The following is a 16,084-nucleotide window of genomic DNA, read 5'->3' as shown; positions in this document are numbered from 1 at the left end:
TAAGCGCTGTATGGAACTTAACGCATTAGCAAAGACGGCTGCGGGAAACGCGGTTCCATACCCGTCAACTGCTGGAGGCGATCCCGGGGCGTGAGTGGCAAGTGTCGGCGGCGTGAGTTTGCTTTTGCTCATATCCGCTTTCTTCTGTGCGGCAGTTATGTGCCGTTATTAACATTACGGTGTGTTAAACAATCGGCGCAGATCATTTGATGACAATTTTCATCTGAAGTCGTTTCCAGTGGCCGAAAGGCCACCAAGCTGACTAAATAATAACGCGAAATTTACTCAATTCTTTTACTGTTTGTGGTAAACCTTGGCGGAGTAGCGCATCAAGATATTCGTCAACTGATTTTGGAGGCTTTCTCATATTGTGACGCTGCTTGTTTACGGCCGCCAGAACGAGCGCCTGATTCAAATCGAACAAATCAGTAATAAAATCATCTGGGTGTAATGCTTCAATGCTGAAATTATCCAAATATTGCTGTGGAAAATCTTTCAAGTTGAACGTAACGACGATTTCAGCATGACTACAAATGGCAGCGGCAACAACATGTCTATCATCAACATCGGGAAGATCGATACTGGCAACGAGTGGCTCGAAACCTGTCACCATTGCATCAGGCAATGCCCGATTCATAAGCTCCCCCGTTTGTTTGATTTGGTCAGAATTTAAGTCAGGTCTATTCTTAATCAAATTACGCTGCCATTCGTTTTCAATAATGGCTGACCATTTAGGTTGATACAGTCCGGTCAGTCCCAGGTGCATCAATAAATCCCGCAGTAAGGATGGATAGAGTACGCAAGCATCTAATACCACAGGATAAGGTGAGTGAATCATCAGTAAAATCCAAGATCCTGGCTATGATCTGCCAATACCTGCATTGCTTTGTGGCTTTCGTTATCTCGCTGATCTTTGTACCTCATTAAATCGGCGAAAAGCACGCGGCGATGGCGACCTGTTTTGTGAAAAGGGAGCTTACCGTCTTCCAGTAGTTTCACCATATGAGGGCGAGAAACATTCAGAATGTTGGCGGCTTCCTGCGTGGTTAATTCAGCATGCACAGGAACAACCTGAACCGCGTTACCGACGGCTAACTCCCCTAAAATCGACATAAGCAGCGTCAATGAAGACGTTGGCAGCTCGATCTGGCGAGTGTTGTTATCTGCGTCCTGAATCGAAATTCTCTGTGTTTCCATCTTCGTGGAAAGGTAGGCAGCAAGCTCCCTTTGTCCACGTACAGCCGCCTCAATTTCCCCTTGAGCTGGAAGGCTCAGGCTATCAAGAATTGAGTTTGTCATTTGAGTATCCAATGTTTAGTTTCAGTTTATGAGTTTCAGTTTATGAGTTTCAGTTTATGAGTTTCAGTTTTATGAGTTTCAGTTTTATGAGTTTCAGTTTTATGAGTTTCAGTTTTATGAGTTTCAGTTTTATGTTTAGTGTTGACGGCAACTGTCGATGACAGATTAGTCGAAACAAACGAAAAACGCAACAAACGAAATAAACGAAAGGTGCTTTAGACGGGAGCTGTTACTGCGCTGCGTACCCACTGGTGGCTCAGGCCGTAATCTGTTTAATGGATGCTTGCTTCTTAGCTGCGTGAGATCGGGCACAACCGCAGGCACTGATTAAGCGCTCCTGTTTTATTACGAAGCGCCTCTGCCATCACAACAATCGGAATAAAACGGGCTGCTGCCGCCCGAATGTGCAGGGTATAGTCTGGCCGTTGCTGCAAAATCGGCAACCGGGCGTTGCAACCCGAGCATACTATCGACGACACCTGAATACTCGGCAACTGTTGGACGCGATTCCGGGGCGTGAGTTTGCCTGCATCACTCTGCTGTTAGACTGGGAGCCCGTGTTTTGCCACGACAAAATACGGGGAGAACAAGGAGGTACAAATTTGTCATAAATTTGTTTCGTTCACTTCAGGTAATGGGTAAACTACATTGAGTGATAAATCGCCTTTCCGTGTGGGCCTTTTATCAAAGGGTGTGGATGAGGTTTTATTTGCCTGAGCGTTAGCAGAATCATTCAGCTGCTTGTGCAACACGAGTAGGGTACAACGGTGAGAAGCCAGGACCGCGGAGGGCTAACCACCGTAAAGTGAGTGACACTTTACCTTGTAACAACAAATCTTCTGGCAGAATCACTCACCAGCGAGGAGATATCCGTGAGGGTAGTAACTATGACAACCACTATGTCCCAAAAAGCAGTTCGTGAAAGCCTTGGCAATCCAGAACTTTTTGAAGGCGGCGTGTATGTAACAAAGAATGGCACTGCTGAACTTTTTGTTCAGACGGCTGCAGAGCGGGAGGCAGAACTTGCCGAGCGTGAGTATCAGCGCCAACAAGACGCCCTGTTTCGGATCTTAATGCGGTCTAAACAGGATTTTGCAAACAACCGCAAGATGACCCCCGAAGAAGCATTGAGGAGGCTGAATGCGACAACCTGACATAGGAGACTAAATGTTTAAATCCCTATACCTTTCCGAAACGGCCTATGTTTCGTTGCACGAAATCAAATCTCGCAAGATCGACATGGCCCGCATGTCTGGTCACTCAGAAGAAGAGAGCCAGAGAATAGGGACTGAGTTTGTCCAGCACTTAGTCAATGAAACCACTCAGGCGTTATCAAGTATGGTTACTTGGCCCATCGATCCACAGATGGCCTCCCGTGGTTATCCCTTCCGTAAATGGCGACAAGAAAGCACAGGTTATTTGTGCCAGCATGAAGTCACTGATGCCGAGATCCAAATCCATTTCTTTTGCCACGGCAAAACCGATTATGTGAATGCCTTTTCCCGCCTGACGACCGTATACACCTACGTTCCTTATTACCTCCCCGGTGACGATCCTCACTAACACAGCGTCCTCGCTGCTGCGGCATAGCAAGCCTCTTTAATGCAACAACTCTGTTATGAGCGCTTGGGCGATTCATGATGAACACCTGTTTGCGGATATATGAGAGATAAAAAATGGTTAACATGGTTAACTAATTTTCGTGTCATCTGCCATCGTCATTCAATGCAGGCCAGATTTATGAAAAAAAATGAAATTCGTCAGTTCCGTGCCGCCTTGCGCGAAATGGTCAGAGAGCTGGGTATGCTCAGCCGTAAAAGCAGCGGAACGGAGTTATCTCCTCTTCAGAGCCACATTCTCATTGAACTGAATAGTAAACCTGCTGGCGCAACCGATCTGGCTGCGAGGCTCTGCGTTGAAAAAGCCAGCATGAGTCGCGCGCTTCGGAGCCTGATGGAGGCAGGGTATCTACTGAGGGAACATGACGATCAGGATGGTCGGGCGTCAACCTTCCTGTTGAGCGAAACCGGAAAGCAACGGCTCTTATTTCTGGAAGAGAATGCTGACCGGTTCACTGAGGAAGCCCTTGCTTCATCCGCAGATGGAGAGGTTGTGGAATTCCTTGAAACCATCACGCGATTCTCTGGTAGCTTGCGCAATGCGCGCCGCCAGCGTGAAGAGGGGCTGCTGTTCCGACCTATTGAGGCCAGAGACAATGCGGCTATCGCCGAGATCATCCGCAACAGCTTTCGGGAAAACAAAATAGATCATTTAGAGGGCGTTAGCCTCCACGATCCCGAACTCGGGCGGTTAAGTGAGGTTTATAGCCAGCCCGGAACCGGATACTGGGTTGCCGAGGCCAACGGCAACATTGTCGGTGGGGCGGGAATCGCTCCGCTTGCCGGTGAGGAAGGAACGTGTGAAATGCAGAAACTGTATTTCAGCAGTGACGTTAAAGGCATGGGGATGGGCAGGCGTATGATCGCCTTTGTTATTGCGCAGGCCACTGATATGGGGTATCGCTCCTGCTATCTCGAAACGCTTGATGAGCTGAAGGATGCCGTTCGTCTTTATGAAGCTTTCGGGTTTCGTCATCTCCCTGAAAGGCTGGGCAATACGGGCCATAACAGCTGCGGCATCTGTATGCTAAGGGCGCTGTGACAGCGCAAAATAGGTCTGGGCGTGCAAAATGCTAGCTTCAAATCTACGGATGTTGATTATGCGGGAACGATCAGTTCCATCCCCGGCAACTGCCGGGGATGTCTTTCAGAAGAGATGCGATGTTGGCTGCAATAGGTGTATAAATATGTACACAATTAATACACGCACTACTATGCTTTAATATGCCTACGCGAGTAGAATGAGTGAGAGTGCTGATTGGCACTTCTGCAAAGCGGTATCCAAAACGATCAAGCGACTGTTCTTACAAGTGAATCTCATTTTAAGTGGATAAGAATATGACTCAAACCATGTCCCAGAAGCTTGCCAGAGACAGCCTTGGCAATGCGGAAACGTTTGAAGGTGGTGTTTATGTGACCAAAAATGGCGTCTCTGAACTGTTTATCCAGACTGCCGCAGAACGTGAGGCGGAAGTGAGGGAAATGCAGCAAGACAGAAACATAAACGCGCTTTTTAAGCTGGCAATGCAAGCGAAAAAGGAAATCGCAGATGGCAAAGGCCTGTCTCCTGAGGAGGTCTTAGGGAACCTGCGTGCTGCGCGAAAGTAGAAGAGAGGCATAGCGTGTCAAATTCGTTTTCAATCGTCGTTGCACCTTTAGCACAGCAGTGCCTGGCAGATATTGAATCTTATAAAAGTGGCACTGTTGGTGCGCAAGAAGCGGCTAACTTCGTTGATAATCTACTGATGGGTTCTGTCGCAAACATTATCCAGGATCCTGAAAGATACCGCTTTAACGTATACCTTTCCGATCGTGGTTTGATGTTGCGTGAACGGCTTGATGTTGAAGGTGAGTATCGTGTGCTTTACGATTTTGATGGAAAAAATATTGAGATACTGCTTTTTGTCAGTATGAAACAAGATTTTGGAAGATTACTTTACCGCTATAACATACTGAAATAATGTTCACAGCCCCGTGATTCGGTTTTTTTGTTTCGTCGCCCTAGCGCACCCATTTTTACGGTATTTCCCCTCTCCAAACGGGTACTCGTGAAGAACGAGACAGCACCGCGCAGCATACGCAGCGCAGTGCTGGTATTGATATGAATTACACCGTCCGAATCAAATAATCAAACGCACTCAGAGAGGCTTTCGCACCTTCACCGGTGGCGATGATGATTTGTTTGTAAGGCACGGTGGTGCAGTCACCGGCGGCAAACACGCCTTTGACGGTGGTTTCGCATTTGGCATCAATGATGATTTCGCCCATGCGGTTGCGTTCCACGCTGCCTTCCAGCCATTGGGTGTTCGGCAGCAAACCGATCTGCACGAAGATCCCTTCCAGCGCCAGCGAATGTTGCGTATCGTCTACACGGTTAAGGTAGCTCAGGCCAGTCACTTTCTGCCCGTCGCCTTTCACTTCCGTGGTCTGCGCGTTAAGGATGATGTCTACATTCGGCAGGCTGCGCACTTTGGCTTGCAACACCGAGTCTGCTTTCAATTCGGGGGCAAATTCCAGCAGGGTGACGTGTTTCACCACGCCAGCCAGATCGATAGCCGCTTCCACGCCAGAGTTGCCACCGCCAATCACGGCAACATGCTTGCCTTTGAACAACGGGCCATCGCAGTGTGGGCAATAGGTCACCCCACGTGTGCGGTACTGATCTTCGCCGGGCACGTTCATGTTGCGCCAGCGTGCACCCGTGGCAAGGATGATGCTGCGCGCTTTCAGCGTCGCGCCGGAGGCGGTTTCAATCTGATGCAGATCGCCGGGTGCTTTGGCCGGGATCAGCTTACTGGCCGTTTGCAGGTCAATTACATCCACATCGTAGTCATCAACGTGGCTTTTCAGCGCGGTAGCCAGTTTGGCACCTTCGGTTTTTGGTACCGAGATATAGTTTTCAATATCCACCGTATCCAGCACCTGGCCGCCGAAACGTTCGCCCATCAAACCGGTGCGGATGCCTTTACGCGCGGAATACACGGCGGCCGCTGCGCCTGCCGGGCCGCTGCCAATGATCAGGACATCATAAGCGGCACGCGCGTTGAGCTTGGCCGCTTGCTTATCGTTGGCACCGGTGTCGAGCTTCGCGACGATTTCACCCAGGCTCATGCGCCCCTGGCTGAAGTGTTCACCGTTCAGGAAAACGGTGGGTACTCCCATCACGTTGCGGTCCTGTACTTCCTGTTGGAAGACGCCGCCGTCAATCGCGGTGTGGGTAATGTTGGGATTCAGGATCGCCATCAGGTTCAGTGCCTGAACCACGTCCGGGCAGTTATGGCATGACAGCGAATAGAAGGTTTCAAAATGGTAGCTGCCGTCAATGTCGCGCACCTGCTCCAGCAGTTCCTGCGCCTCTTTCGCCGGATGGCCGCCGGTTTGCAGCAGCGCCAGCACCAGCGAAGTAAATTCGTGGCCCATCGGTGAACCGGCAAAACGCGGACCGCTGTGCGAGCCGGGATTGGTTATCTGAAATGAGGGCTTACGTTCGGCGCTGGCGTTATCTTCTTTGAAGGTCACCTGCGCGGATAAGCTCGCGATATCCGTCAGTAATGCACGAATTTCGGTGGATTTAGCCGAGTCGTCCAGCGTGGCGATTAACTCGACAGGTTTGGTTAATTTTTCCAGATAGGCGGCTAACTGGTTTTTCAGATTGTTGTCGAGCATGGGTCATCCTTACGCGGTGCGACAAAGCGGGGGTAATCAGACGACTGGCAGTGCCTGTTGTTAGGCAAAGTGCGGCGATGGGGTCGTAGCGGCGTAAGCCGCCGGAGTGCCCCACGGCGTGATTTGCCGGGAAACTCGGATGTACCGAAAAGGCCAGTCGTCAGTCTTAATCGGGTGCGGCGCACCCGATAACGGTAGACAAAATCAGATCTTGCCAACCAGGTCCAAAGACGGTGCCAGCGTAGCTTCGCCTTCCTGCCATTTGGCCGGGCACACTTCGCCGGGGTGGGATGCAACGTACTGTGCTGCTTTCACTTTGCGCAGCAGGTCAGAGGCGTCACGGCCAATGCCTTCGGCAGTAATTTCTACGGCCTGGATGATGCCTTGCGGGTCAACGATAAAGGTGCCGCGGTCGGCCAGGCCTTGATCTTCACGCATGTTTTCAAAGTTACGCGTCAGTTGGCCTGTCGGGTCACCGATCATGGTGTATTGGATTTTCGCGATGGTATCAGAGCTGCTGTGCCAGGCTTTGTGCGTGAAATGGGTGTCGGTGGACACGGAGTAGATTTCTACGCCCAGTTTCTTGAATTCTGCATAGTGGTCAGCCACGTCGCCCAGTTCGGTCGGGCAAACGAAGGTAAAGTCCGCCGGATAGAAGAAGAACACGCTCCATTTGCCTTCGATGTCCCTTTCGGTAACTTCGACAAATTTTCCGTCTTTGAATGCTTGGTTTTTGAAAGGTTTGACTTGCGTGTTAATGACAGACATCACGTTATCCTCATGTGTTGGTATGAGGCATAAGGTACAAAAGTGTGATCGATATCGCTAATGCGTTGTCGTTATCGAATCAATAAGTCATACCTTACAACGCACTGGCAATATCGCGTCGGTTGGCGATAAACGCGTTGGCTACATCTTGCACCCGTTCATCCTCACTGTGCTGTGCAAGGTGAGCGATATAGCGCAGATCGCTCTCATCAATGTGCATCAACCCTAATGCGCTGATGGCGTGAATCTGGATATCCGCGTTTGGCGTGCGTATCAGATGATACAGCGCTTTCTTGATGGCGTTGTCGTTGCTGTGACCTTTGAACAGGCCGATGACATTTATCGCTTCTTTGCGCAGCGACGTCTCTTGTGTTTTGTCGAGGGCGATGCACAGAAAGAAATCACATAACTCTGCGTCAAGGTTCTGATTAAAACTGCGCAGATAGGCGATTTGCTCCTTCGGGGAGAGGGCAAGGTAGTCACTGATGATCTTTTCACTTCTACGCATTATCACACCTGCTGCCATAGGTTTTTCTTATTGATTTTGACGCACGCATCCCGCTGTGGTTTGCGTAACGCGTCATCCTATCCGTTTTTACGCCGAAGAGGTAAGGAAACTGTGGCTTGTTTACTCTGTGAGAGAGGTGACACAAGAAGATAGCGTCAGTGCCGTAGGGCGCAAATCGGAGAAAAACCGTTCCGGTTCAACGAGCATTCCCTGATGATGTAAACCGGGGGGAAACGGTGGGCCGCTCAGCCATTGGCGAATGCAGGCAATCGCGGGCAGTACGGTCATCAAATAAGGGTCACTGCCGCAGAGAGAAAGCGTCATGCTGACGTTATCCCTGGCAACGCGCCCTTCCGCCATCAGAGTGATTTCCAACTGATGGGGCGGTGGGGAAGAGGCGCAATGCGTTAACATATGGCGCAAACTACGCAGCGCCAGCGTGCGCGCCCCGCAGCGCGTTAACATCATGATGGCGGGGAGCAGCAGCCAGTCGCACACTGGGGAAAACCCGGCAATGTAAAAGTTGGCGCGTTGCAGCGTGGGGATTGCGGCGATAAGCGCCTGCATTTCTCCCAGCGGCATCGGGGTGCAGGTTTGTTGTCCAATGGGCGCGGCAAACGTGAACGTCGGCAACGCAAACAGATTGAGCCGTCGGCGGCGGCCTTGTGCCCAGATGTGCATATCAAAAGCGCTGAATTCGTCGAGGGCCTCGGCAAGTGTGGAATCTGATAGCGTACTGGCTTGCCAGTTGATACGTAGTGCGGCATAGATGTCTGCCTGCGTCAGTGCATCCACCCGGTTCGCAGCCCAGCGCGCCATGGCGGCAGGCAGGCCGGGATGAAAACCGCCGTCGGTGATAAAGCAACGGCCCTGTTGCTTCATTGCGGGTGACAGCGCCATCAACGCCTGCCATTTAGCGGGGGTGGAGAGCATGATATCCAGCCAGTCTGCCCCAATCTCCAGCACCAGTGCGGCGAGCGGCGCGGTGTGTTTGCCGAGCGCTGCGGTGACGACCACCAACTGCGTACCCGCCAGTACGGTGCGCATACGCGGCAGATCGCTAAAATCAGCGCAGGCGGTGTGTGCCAGAGTCCGCCCAGCATGGTGGTTTATCTGCTCACACAGCACATCCAGTGGCGCTTCTCGTCGCCCAACCAGCAATAGCTCGGTGCGATCATCAAGCTCAGGGGCTAACTGCTGTGCCAGCAGGCGGCCAGCGTTGCCCACAGCCCCTAAAATAGCGATGCGCATCATCCCTCCTGCGCCTGCCGTAGCGGCGTTGCGCGCTATTTAAAATCAGAATACGGCGTTGGCGGTTGCGGCGGGCTGTCCAGACTTCCTTGCCAACCCGCGAATGAGTAACGCAAATAGAGTATGCCGTGGCTCGGTGTGTAGTCTTTTGCCTGTTGAATATCCACCGCGGCACCTAACGTCCAGTGTGATGTGAGTCGTCGTTCGAGCAAGGCGCGCAGCGTGTAGCCGAAGCCAGTGCTGCTGCTACCTGTTTCAATGCGATCCCGCTCATCGGCGGTTAACCCAGCGGTGCTGACCAGACCGCTTAAGGGATAACGGCGCTGATTTTTGGTTTTGGCATAAGACCAGGAGACGGTACCGCCCATTTCCCATGACCAGTTCTCAGTGCGCTGACGGTAATTGATGGGGAGCCCAAACGAGACATATTGCTGCGGGCTGTAATAACCCCCTTGCCCAAGGGAATAGCCGCTGAGATCTTTCTGGTAGCTCCACCACATGGTGTTCGTCCCGACGGTGAAGCGGCGATTATCTTCATTGATAAGCTTATAGTAGTAACCCGCCATGGCGCGGGCGCGATGGTTATCTGCCACATTTTTCCCGGTGATCTGGTGGATGCTTAAATCGCTCCATACGCCGTGTGCTTCACCGCGATCGTAGCTGAGTCCCAGACTGGCACCGGTCGCGCGCACGCCGCCCCACGTCGTGCCGGTGATAGGATCTTTGGCCCCGCCGAAGGCCAGCAGTGAGCTGGAGATAGGGCGGCGTGACGCCGTGGCCGTCCAGCCTATCTGTTGCCAGTCGCCGCTGTAGCTGACGCCACCGACTACGTCTACCACCTCGAACCCGATGGGCGTGGTGCCGATATCCGCCGTCCAGCGATCGTTTTTCCAGCCTGCGGCGACGCCGGTGCCTGAGGTTTTCTGCGTTCTGCCGCTGTAGCAATCCAGCGTGGCGCAGGTGCCAAACACATCACGGAAGGCTCCGTTGCTGTTGGTGTTAAAGCGTCCCGCGTTCATCGCGATGGTATCGGTGCGCACGAAGCCACGCCCCTGATAGAGCGGAAAATCGGCTTGCAGCACCGTGTTGTGGGCTTTCAGGTTGGAGATGCCGTTAGTGCCGCTGGAACGCCAGTAATCGTGGCCGAGGGTCACGTTGATGTCCTGCTGCCGATACTGATCGGCCGCATCGGCACGAATGCTGCGTTGCAGCCAGTCATCATGTTGCTGCGGGCGTGTCAAACGGGTGTAGCTGTCGTTATCCTGTGGCGACGTGCTGCTGATGCCGCTGGCAACCATCGCCTGACGGTAATCGGCCTGCGCCTGGGCGGATTGTCCCTGCTGTGTTTCCAAACGCGCCGCATCGCGGTAGATCCACGCTTTAATCTGGCTGGCTGGCGCTTTCTGCGCTGTGGTTTTCGCTGCTTGTAGCGTCTGGTTGGCTAACGGCGTGTTGCCGACTGCATACCAGGCATTGGCGACACGGCGCTGGGTATTGAGCGAACTGTCATCGGCTATTTTTAGCGTTTGCAAACGCTGACTGGCCTCATCGCGCTGTCCGATGGCGATTAACGCTTCCACTTCCCCGAATTGGGCATCCGCGTTTTGCGCATCCTGTGCCAGCACGTTGCGGTAGCGTGTCAACGCATCGGCAGCGTTGCCCCGCTGCAGCGCCCAGTCCGCCAGCATCAGCGAAATGCGGGTATTGGCGGGCTGTTGTTGCAGGTAGCTGACGGCACCGGTTTCATTGCCTGCGTCATACAGTGACTGAGCGTGTGCCAGCGTATTTTCCATTGAGAGCCGTTGTGCCAGCTCTCGTATTTTCTCGTCCCATTGCGATTCGGGCAATGTCCGCAAATGGGCCAGCGCTTGAGTTCCTCGCCCAGCAGAGGAGAGATAGAGTGCATAAGCGTAGGCACGTTCTGCGCTGATGGGCGGCATGTTGGCCATGCGTTGCATCATTGCATCTGCTTGTGCGTTTTTCCCTAATTGGCGCAACACCTGGGCATAGTGGTAGGGCAGCCAGATTTCGTCTGATGTGGGCTGATACACCTTTTGATAGGCCGCTTCCGCCTCGCGCCATTGTCCTTGTTGTGCCAACTGCTCGGCTTGCTGCGAGGTGATATCCCGTTGCAGTGTGCGCATGGCGTCTTGCAGTGGTTTTTGTTGAGCTGCAAGGGGCGTGTTGATTTGATGGCGCTCCGATGTTGGAAGGGCGCTTTCGGGGGATATTGATGTAGGTCCTGATGCTTGCGGCGGTGACGGTATTGGGGGTGTTTCTGCTGATGATGCCAATGATTGGCGGGCATAAATTGCCGTAATACCACGAATAGCACCCCCGTTGTCCGCTTCGAGCTGCAACGCCTGCTGATAAAAGCGCAGCGCGGCGGCATCATCACCACGGGCTGCTGCGACGTCACCTAACCCGCTCAGGGCGTAAGCATTGGTGTTATCTATATTTTGTGCTTGTTGGAAATGTTGTTCTGCCTCTGACACATTCTTTGCGTTGAGGGCTCTGTTACCGGCATCGATTTCCTGCCAGTAACGTGTGCTTTTAATGAGAGATTCCCACTTATTTCCATTTTCTCGATTAATATCAGCATTTTGAGCCTGTTCAAACAGCGTGATCGCTTTAGTGCGATCGCCATTACGCATAGAGACCATCCCTAACGCACCGATCAGGTTCGGGTCGTTAGGATATTGGGCCAACGCTTTATTTAAATCATCGAGAGTGCTGCTGTCGGAGGCACCTTGTTCAACACGAGCTATCCCTCGTTGCCGAGCTTGATAAGCAGGATCATTGAGCATTTTTTGCTGCCGATCCAGTTCGTTTTGTGCATCGGATGTGTTGGGATCGTCTGCGAAGACAGTGATAAAACGGTTAAGACGAGCGACACTTTGCGGAGATACCGCCATGCGTTTGACCATCTCCATCCACATGCCTGCCGCTTGACCGCGTCCGACTGGGTCGTCCGCCAGTTTTTCCAGCAGCGCATAGCCTTCGGCATCGCGATCCTGACTGAACAGGCGGCGTGCCAGCGTCAGTCGTAAATTAGCGTTGCCGGGATAGCGTTTATCCAACGCCTCCAGTTGCTGAATGGCTGCGGGCTCCTGCCCCGGTAGGCGCGCGACCAGTCGCCAATATTCAACGGCCAGATCGAGCGTCGGCGGTTCGCCGTGGAACAGTTCGTCGTAGGCTTTCTTCGCGTCTTCATAATGCCCGGCGGTGGCTTGCAGCCGCGCCTGTTCCAGCTTCTGGCGCGTGTCCTGTTGTGTGAGGGACAGCATCATCGCTGACTGTCGGTACTGCTCGGAATCAGGCGCAACGCTGCGCAGCTTTTCCAGATGCTGCCGTGCCTGTGCCTGATCGCCCTGACGCAGCGCCAGTCGCAGCTGTGCCGCGATCACGTCCGGGTTGTCCGGGTCAATAAGTATCAGGCGTGCCAACGATTGCCGTACCAAATCGTCTTTGTTGCTGGCTTCTCCCAGCCTGATCTGATCCATTAAAAAGGCGTTAGGCGTGACGTCGTTTGCCCCAATGGCGGGCGATATCATCACCAGGCTTATTGAAAATAACCCAGCGCCTATTATGGTGAAGTTACGCATTGCTTATCCCAGGAAGGTAAAAGTTCACCCTGTTGATTGAATCGATAACGCTGTTCATCCCACCCCTGACCGAACAGCATCAGAGAAGCAGAAAAATAGGCGTTGTTGTCAGTCGCTGCATCGTGCAAGCGTTGGCGCTGAACATCACGTGCCGTCGGGTTGGCTGCCAACAGTGGCAGCAGCGCGGCGGAGAAACCCACCGAACCCGTGCCTTGTGCTTTCCCGGTCGAGGTGTTGACCTGCTCGGGCGGCATGCCCGATTGCGCCGTCAGTGTCGCCATCGGCTGGAAATGGGTGACCAGTGCGGCACGTTCTTTGCTCTCTTGCGCCAGCATGGCTGCCCACAGATAGACGCGAATCGCATCGTAACTGCCGATATTGGGCTTGGTTTCATCTGCTTGCCAACCCTGCTGCTTGCTCCAAACCACCCAATCGGGTGAAAAGCCGTGGGGGGCACTCTCTTTCAGCAGCCTCAGATTCACCGCACGCATCGCTTTCCACGGGCCTTTTAGCGTGGCGAAACGCGCGAGCAACTGGGGAGGTTGGTAGCTGGGGTTCAGTCGCCAGCGGTCGCCGTGCACGAACCCCACTTTGCCCGGCAGCAACATCACACCCAGACCGGGGATCTCAGCCACTTCTTCACGGGCGATACGCTGCAACAGCAGCGTGCCCAGCGTCAGAAAGCGGCGGCTTTTCCACAGCCGCCCGGCTTCCAGCAGGTTGTAGGCAATCCACACATCGGCATCGGAGGCGGAATTAGGGTCTAATACGCCCCAAGGAGAATCATCGGCCTGCGGGATCTTTTTTCCCCATTGCCAGGCAGGCAGGTGTGCGCTGAGATCGCCGAAGGCCAGATTGTTTTCGGTCCATTGCAGCAGCTTTTCGAACATCGCCCGGTCATTGGCCACCAGTGCGAAAAACAGGCCGTAGCTCTGCCCCTCGGACGTGGTGATCTGGCTGGGTGTCGATGGATCGATAACGCGCCCTTCCGTGCTGATGTAGTCACGTTGGAACTGCTCCCACGCGGGCCAGTGACAGACGCCTGTGGCAGCCACAGCGTGACCGCCCAGCAGCAGCGTCAACAACAGTGCACGCCACAGTATACCCATCGGTTAATCCTTCTCGTCAGCCGAGAGGCGACGACGGCTGAGCACTTTCAGGCCGCGCCACAGCAGCCAGGCGAAAATGATCGTGACCAGGGTAGACATGCCAGCCAGCCAGAGTGGGTGTAGCGCCAATGCGTGCCAGACGCGTTCCCACCATGGGAGATGACCCACATAGTACATATCGCCCACCCGCAAGCTGCGGACGCCCGACTCGCGGATGACAGCCGCTGAGCCGAAAACGGTGGCCCGTTTGGTGCTATCTATCAGGGCATTGTTGAGCAACGTATAGCCCTGCGGGCTGTCTGCCAGCAGCGCGACGATGCTGCGTTGGGCAAAATAGGGGGACTGCGTACCGATAATGGTAGCGATGGCGGTTTCGGCGCGGATGTCGGTTCTGCTGTCCGGTCTGCCGTCCGTTTGGGGGGAGCCTTCATCCGGCAGTACGGTTTGTCGTACTGGCATCTTGACCCAACTCTTGGTGGTTTCAGTCAACAGCCCGATTTTGGCTTCGTCACGCAGCGATTCAGGCAGTGAACCGATCAACAAAATATCTTTGTCCACCTGGCTAAGCTGTGCCGGATCGTTGGTCAGTTGCAACGCCAACGCTGGATAGCCAGTTTGCGCACCGATGTTGCCGACGGCATTAAGCAGCGCGCTGACCTGCTCTGCATGCGGTTCTTTATCCATCAGAGCCACGCTTTGCGACATATCTGCCAGACGGCTGAAGGGGAAACCGGCATTGGCGAAGGCACGCAGGTCCGGCATTGCCATAAAGTGGCGGTAGCCCGAGAAATTAATGGTGGAGTTGCCGTCGATAACCGCATGGTTTTCGATGGGCGCGATAGTTTCACAGCGATCCGCTGAGATATTGCTGGTGGTGACTGTCGCGTAATCGAAGTCAAAGCGCAGTTCGTTGACGGTGCCCAGTTTTAACGCCGGAATGGACAGGTTTTTATCCGAATCCAATAGTCCTTGAGTGATCGGCAACCGGAGCAGCAACGAGCTTTTCTCACTTTCTGGCACCAGATTAAAGGCCTGAACAAACTGGTTGTTCAGGTTGATTGCCAGACGGGAGCCATCCAGTGTGCGCGGCGCGGTATAGCGATACTTCAGGTGCATATCGATACCTTTGCTGCGGATAAGGAACAGGTCCGGCGGCAAATTCAGCGTCATCATCAGCGGGTCGGGAGCGATACCGCGGCTCTGCAACTGCTCCGGGTATTGCTGTAATTCGGCAAAGGTCATCGGGCGGTCGGTACGGATCCAGTTTGGCGCATCGTAGGGTTGACGCGGTGCCAGTTGCTCAACGCGATCGACGCTGACATTCTGCCCACGGAATAGAATGTTACCTTGCGCGATCCCTTTCGCGGCGGTGATCAGGTCATTGTCATCGCGGCCTTGCACCAGCAGCAACTTAACATAAGGGGTCTGCGGATGGCTGATGACCTCCACCGTCGGGCCATCAACCGGCGGGTAATCGCGCAGGAAATCCGGGCGTTGCGCATTGGTGGCGAACACCACCGCGTGGCTGTCGGGCAGTTGGTTGAACAGCGCCGGGAAGGACTGACCGCGCCACTGCGCGCGGGCACCAAACCAGGAGGCGAGGATTGCGGCAGCCTGCTGCTGTCCCAGATCCGGTTGCTGATTAAACACCATTGGCATCGTCAGCGGCCGGTTATCGCGGGCATCAAAGAACGGGATAGGGAATGACGACAGATCGTTTTTCAGCGGCAGTTTTTGCATCTGCACATTGAGCGAACTGGCTTGGCTGATATTCAGCCACAGGCTACTGCTGGAGGGGTCTTGGCATATGCTTTTGTAATGCCCGATAAATTCTAGCCGCACGCGGTTAAAATCGGTGATATAACGCGGGTCCAGCGGCAAAGTGGCCTGCGTTGGCTGGCCCACTTGCTCTTTGGTGATGGTAACGACGCCCATCAGCACCTCATTGAGATACACTTTGAGATGTGATTCAACCGGCGTTAACGTAGGCGAGGGGGTAAATTCCAGCTGTAGCGACGCTTGCGTCACCACTTCATCATGCCGTACACCAAACTGGATATAGCCAACAGGGGACGTTCCCCGCAATGCGAAACTGCCCGGCGCAGGTGCCAGTTGCTTAAACGCCAACTGCTGGCTGACGATGGGGGCGGCCATAGCAGCATTGTTGGCCTGCGTGATCGGCGGGGCTGCGGTTTCAGCCTGAGATAACGGCACCATGCCCAGAGCCAGAGCGGTAAACCAGGTTATTTTTTTCGTCAT

At 53.8% G+C, this 16,084-nt stretch carries 14 protein-coding genes; 5 read left to right on the top strand and 9 right to left on the bottom strand.

Translation table 11 applies throughout. The annotated features are described in order from the left end of the window. Positions 1-262 precede the first annotated feature (262 nt). Together J5224_RS05375 and J5224_RS05370 are read right to left on the bottom strand one after the other, a co-directional pair. Positions 263-838: a PIN domain-containing protein gene (locus J5224_RS05375; RefSeq protein WP_264624379.1), complete on the bottom strand. Its 576-nt coding sequence runs from the start codon at positions 836-838 to the stop codon at positions 263-265. Then, a complete protein-coding gene (locus J5224_RS05370) occupies positions 838-1,299 on the bottom strand; it encodes a helix-turn-helix domain-containing protein (RefSeq protein WP_264624378.1) in 462 nt (153 codons plus the stop codon). Before J5224_RS05370 ends, J5224_RS05375 begins: the two co-directional genes overlap by 1 nt. 887 nt (positions 1,300-2,186) lie before the next feature. On the opposite strand from J5224_RS05370, the gene J5224_RS05365 reads away from it, so the two are divergent. The 5 genes from J5224_RS05365 (at position 2,187) to J5224_RS05345 (ending at position 4,879) form a co-directional block, all read left to right on the top strand. After that, positions 2,187-2,453 carry a hypothetical protein gene (locus J5224_RS05365; protein WP_195313169.1) on the top strand — a complete coding sequence of 89 codons (267 nt, stop codon included), beginning with the start codon at positions 2,187-2,189 and terminating at the stop codon, positions 2,451-2,453. 13 nt (positions 2,454-2,466) lie between these two features. After that, complete coding sequence (locus J5224_RS05360) at positions 2,467-2,862, top strand: hypothetical protein (RefSeq protein ID WP_264624377.1); 396 nt, start codon at positions 2,467-2,469, stop codon at positions 2,860-2,862. 99 nt (positions 2,863-2,961) lie between these two features. After that, positions 2,962-3,960: a helix-turn-helix domain-containing GNAT family N-acetyltransferase gene (locus J5224_RS05355; RefSeq protein WP_264624376.1), complete on the top strand. Its 999-nt coding sequence runs from the start codon at positions 2,962-2,964 to the stop codon at positions 3,958-3,960. Positions 3,961-4,256: 296 nt separating this feature from the next. Next, positions 4,257-4,526, top strand: coding sequence for a hypothetical protein (locus J5224_RS05350; RefSeq protein WP_264624375.1), 270 nt, complete (start codon positions 4,257-4,259; stop codon positions 4,524-4,526). Between the two features lie 14 nt (positions 4,527-4,540). Continuing rightward, complete coding sequence (locus tag J5224_RS05345) at positions 4,541-4,879, top strand: type II toxin-antitoxin system RelE/ParE family toxin (protein ID WP_264624374.1); 339 nt, start codon at positions 4,541-4,543, stop codon at positions 4,877-4,879. 145 nt (positions 4,880-5,024) lie between these two features. Here J5224_RS05345 and ahpF read toward each other — a convergent pair whose 3' ends face one another. The 7 genes from ahpF to bcsB form a co-directional block, all read right to left on the bottom strand. Next, positions 5,025-6,584, bottom strand: coding sequence for an alkyl hydroperoxide reductase subunit F (gene ahpF, locus J5224_RS05340; RefSeq protein WP_264624373.1), 1,560 nt, complete (start codon positions 6,582-6,584; stop codon positions 5,025-5,027). 204 nt (positions 6,585-6,788) lie between these two features. Continuing rightward, positions 6,789-7,352 (bottom strand): alkyl hydroperoxide reductase subunit C, encoded by a 564-nt coding sequence (ahpC, locus tag J5224_RS05335; protein WP_264624372.1) that lies wholly within the window; start codon positions 7,350-7,352, stop codon positions 6,789-6,791. Positions 7,353-7,446: 94 nt separating this feature from the next. Next, entirely contained in the window at positions 7,447-7,860 is a 414-nt protein-coding gene (locus tag J5224_RS05330; protein ID WP_264624371.1) for a HEAT repeat domain-containing protein, read from the bottom strand. A 120-nt stretch (positions 7,861-7,980) separates the two neighbouring features. Further along, entirely contained in the window at positions 7,981-9,114 is a 1,134-nt protein-coding gene (locus J5224_RS05325) for a hypothetical protein (RefSeq protein WP_264624370.1), read from the bottom strand. Positions 9,115-9,146: 32 nt separating this feature from the next. Continuing rightward, on the bottom strand, positions 9,147-12,716 hold the full coding sequence (gene bcsC / locus J5224_RS05320; protein ID WP_264624369.1) for a cellulose synthase complex outer membrane protein BcsC: 3,570 nt from the start codon (positions 12,714-12,716) through the stop codon (positions 9,147-9,149). Then, positions 12,698-13,825 (bottom strand): cellulose synthase complex periplasmic endoglucanase BcsZ, encoded by a 1,128-nt coding sequence (gene bcsZ, locus J5224_RS05315; RefSeq protein WP_264624368.1) that lies wholly within the window; start codon positions 13,823-13,825, stop codon positions 12,698-12,700. The genes bcsC and bcsZ overlap by 19 nt, the downstream gene beginning before the upstream one ends. A 3-nt stretch (positions 13,826-13,828) precedes the next feature. After that, positions 13,829-16,084, bottom strand: a 2,256-nt coding sequence (bcsB, locus tag J5224_RS05310) for a cellulose biosynthesis cyclic di-GMP-binding regulatory protein BcsB (protein ID WP_264624367.1), incomplete at its 5' end; no start/stop codon positions are given.

This window comes from Candidatus Symbiopectobacterium sp. NZEC135 (assembly GCF_025962695.1).
The sequence above is the reverse complement of the archived record's forward strand: the minus strand, read 5'-3'. Positions and strand labels throughout refer to the sequence as shown.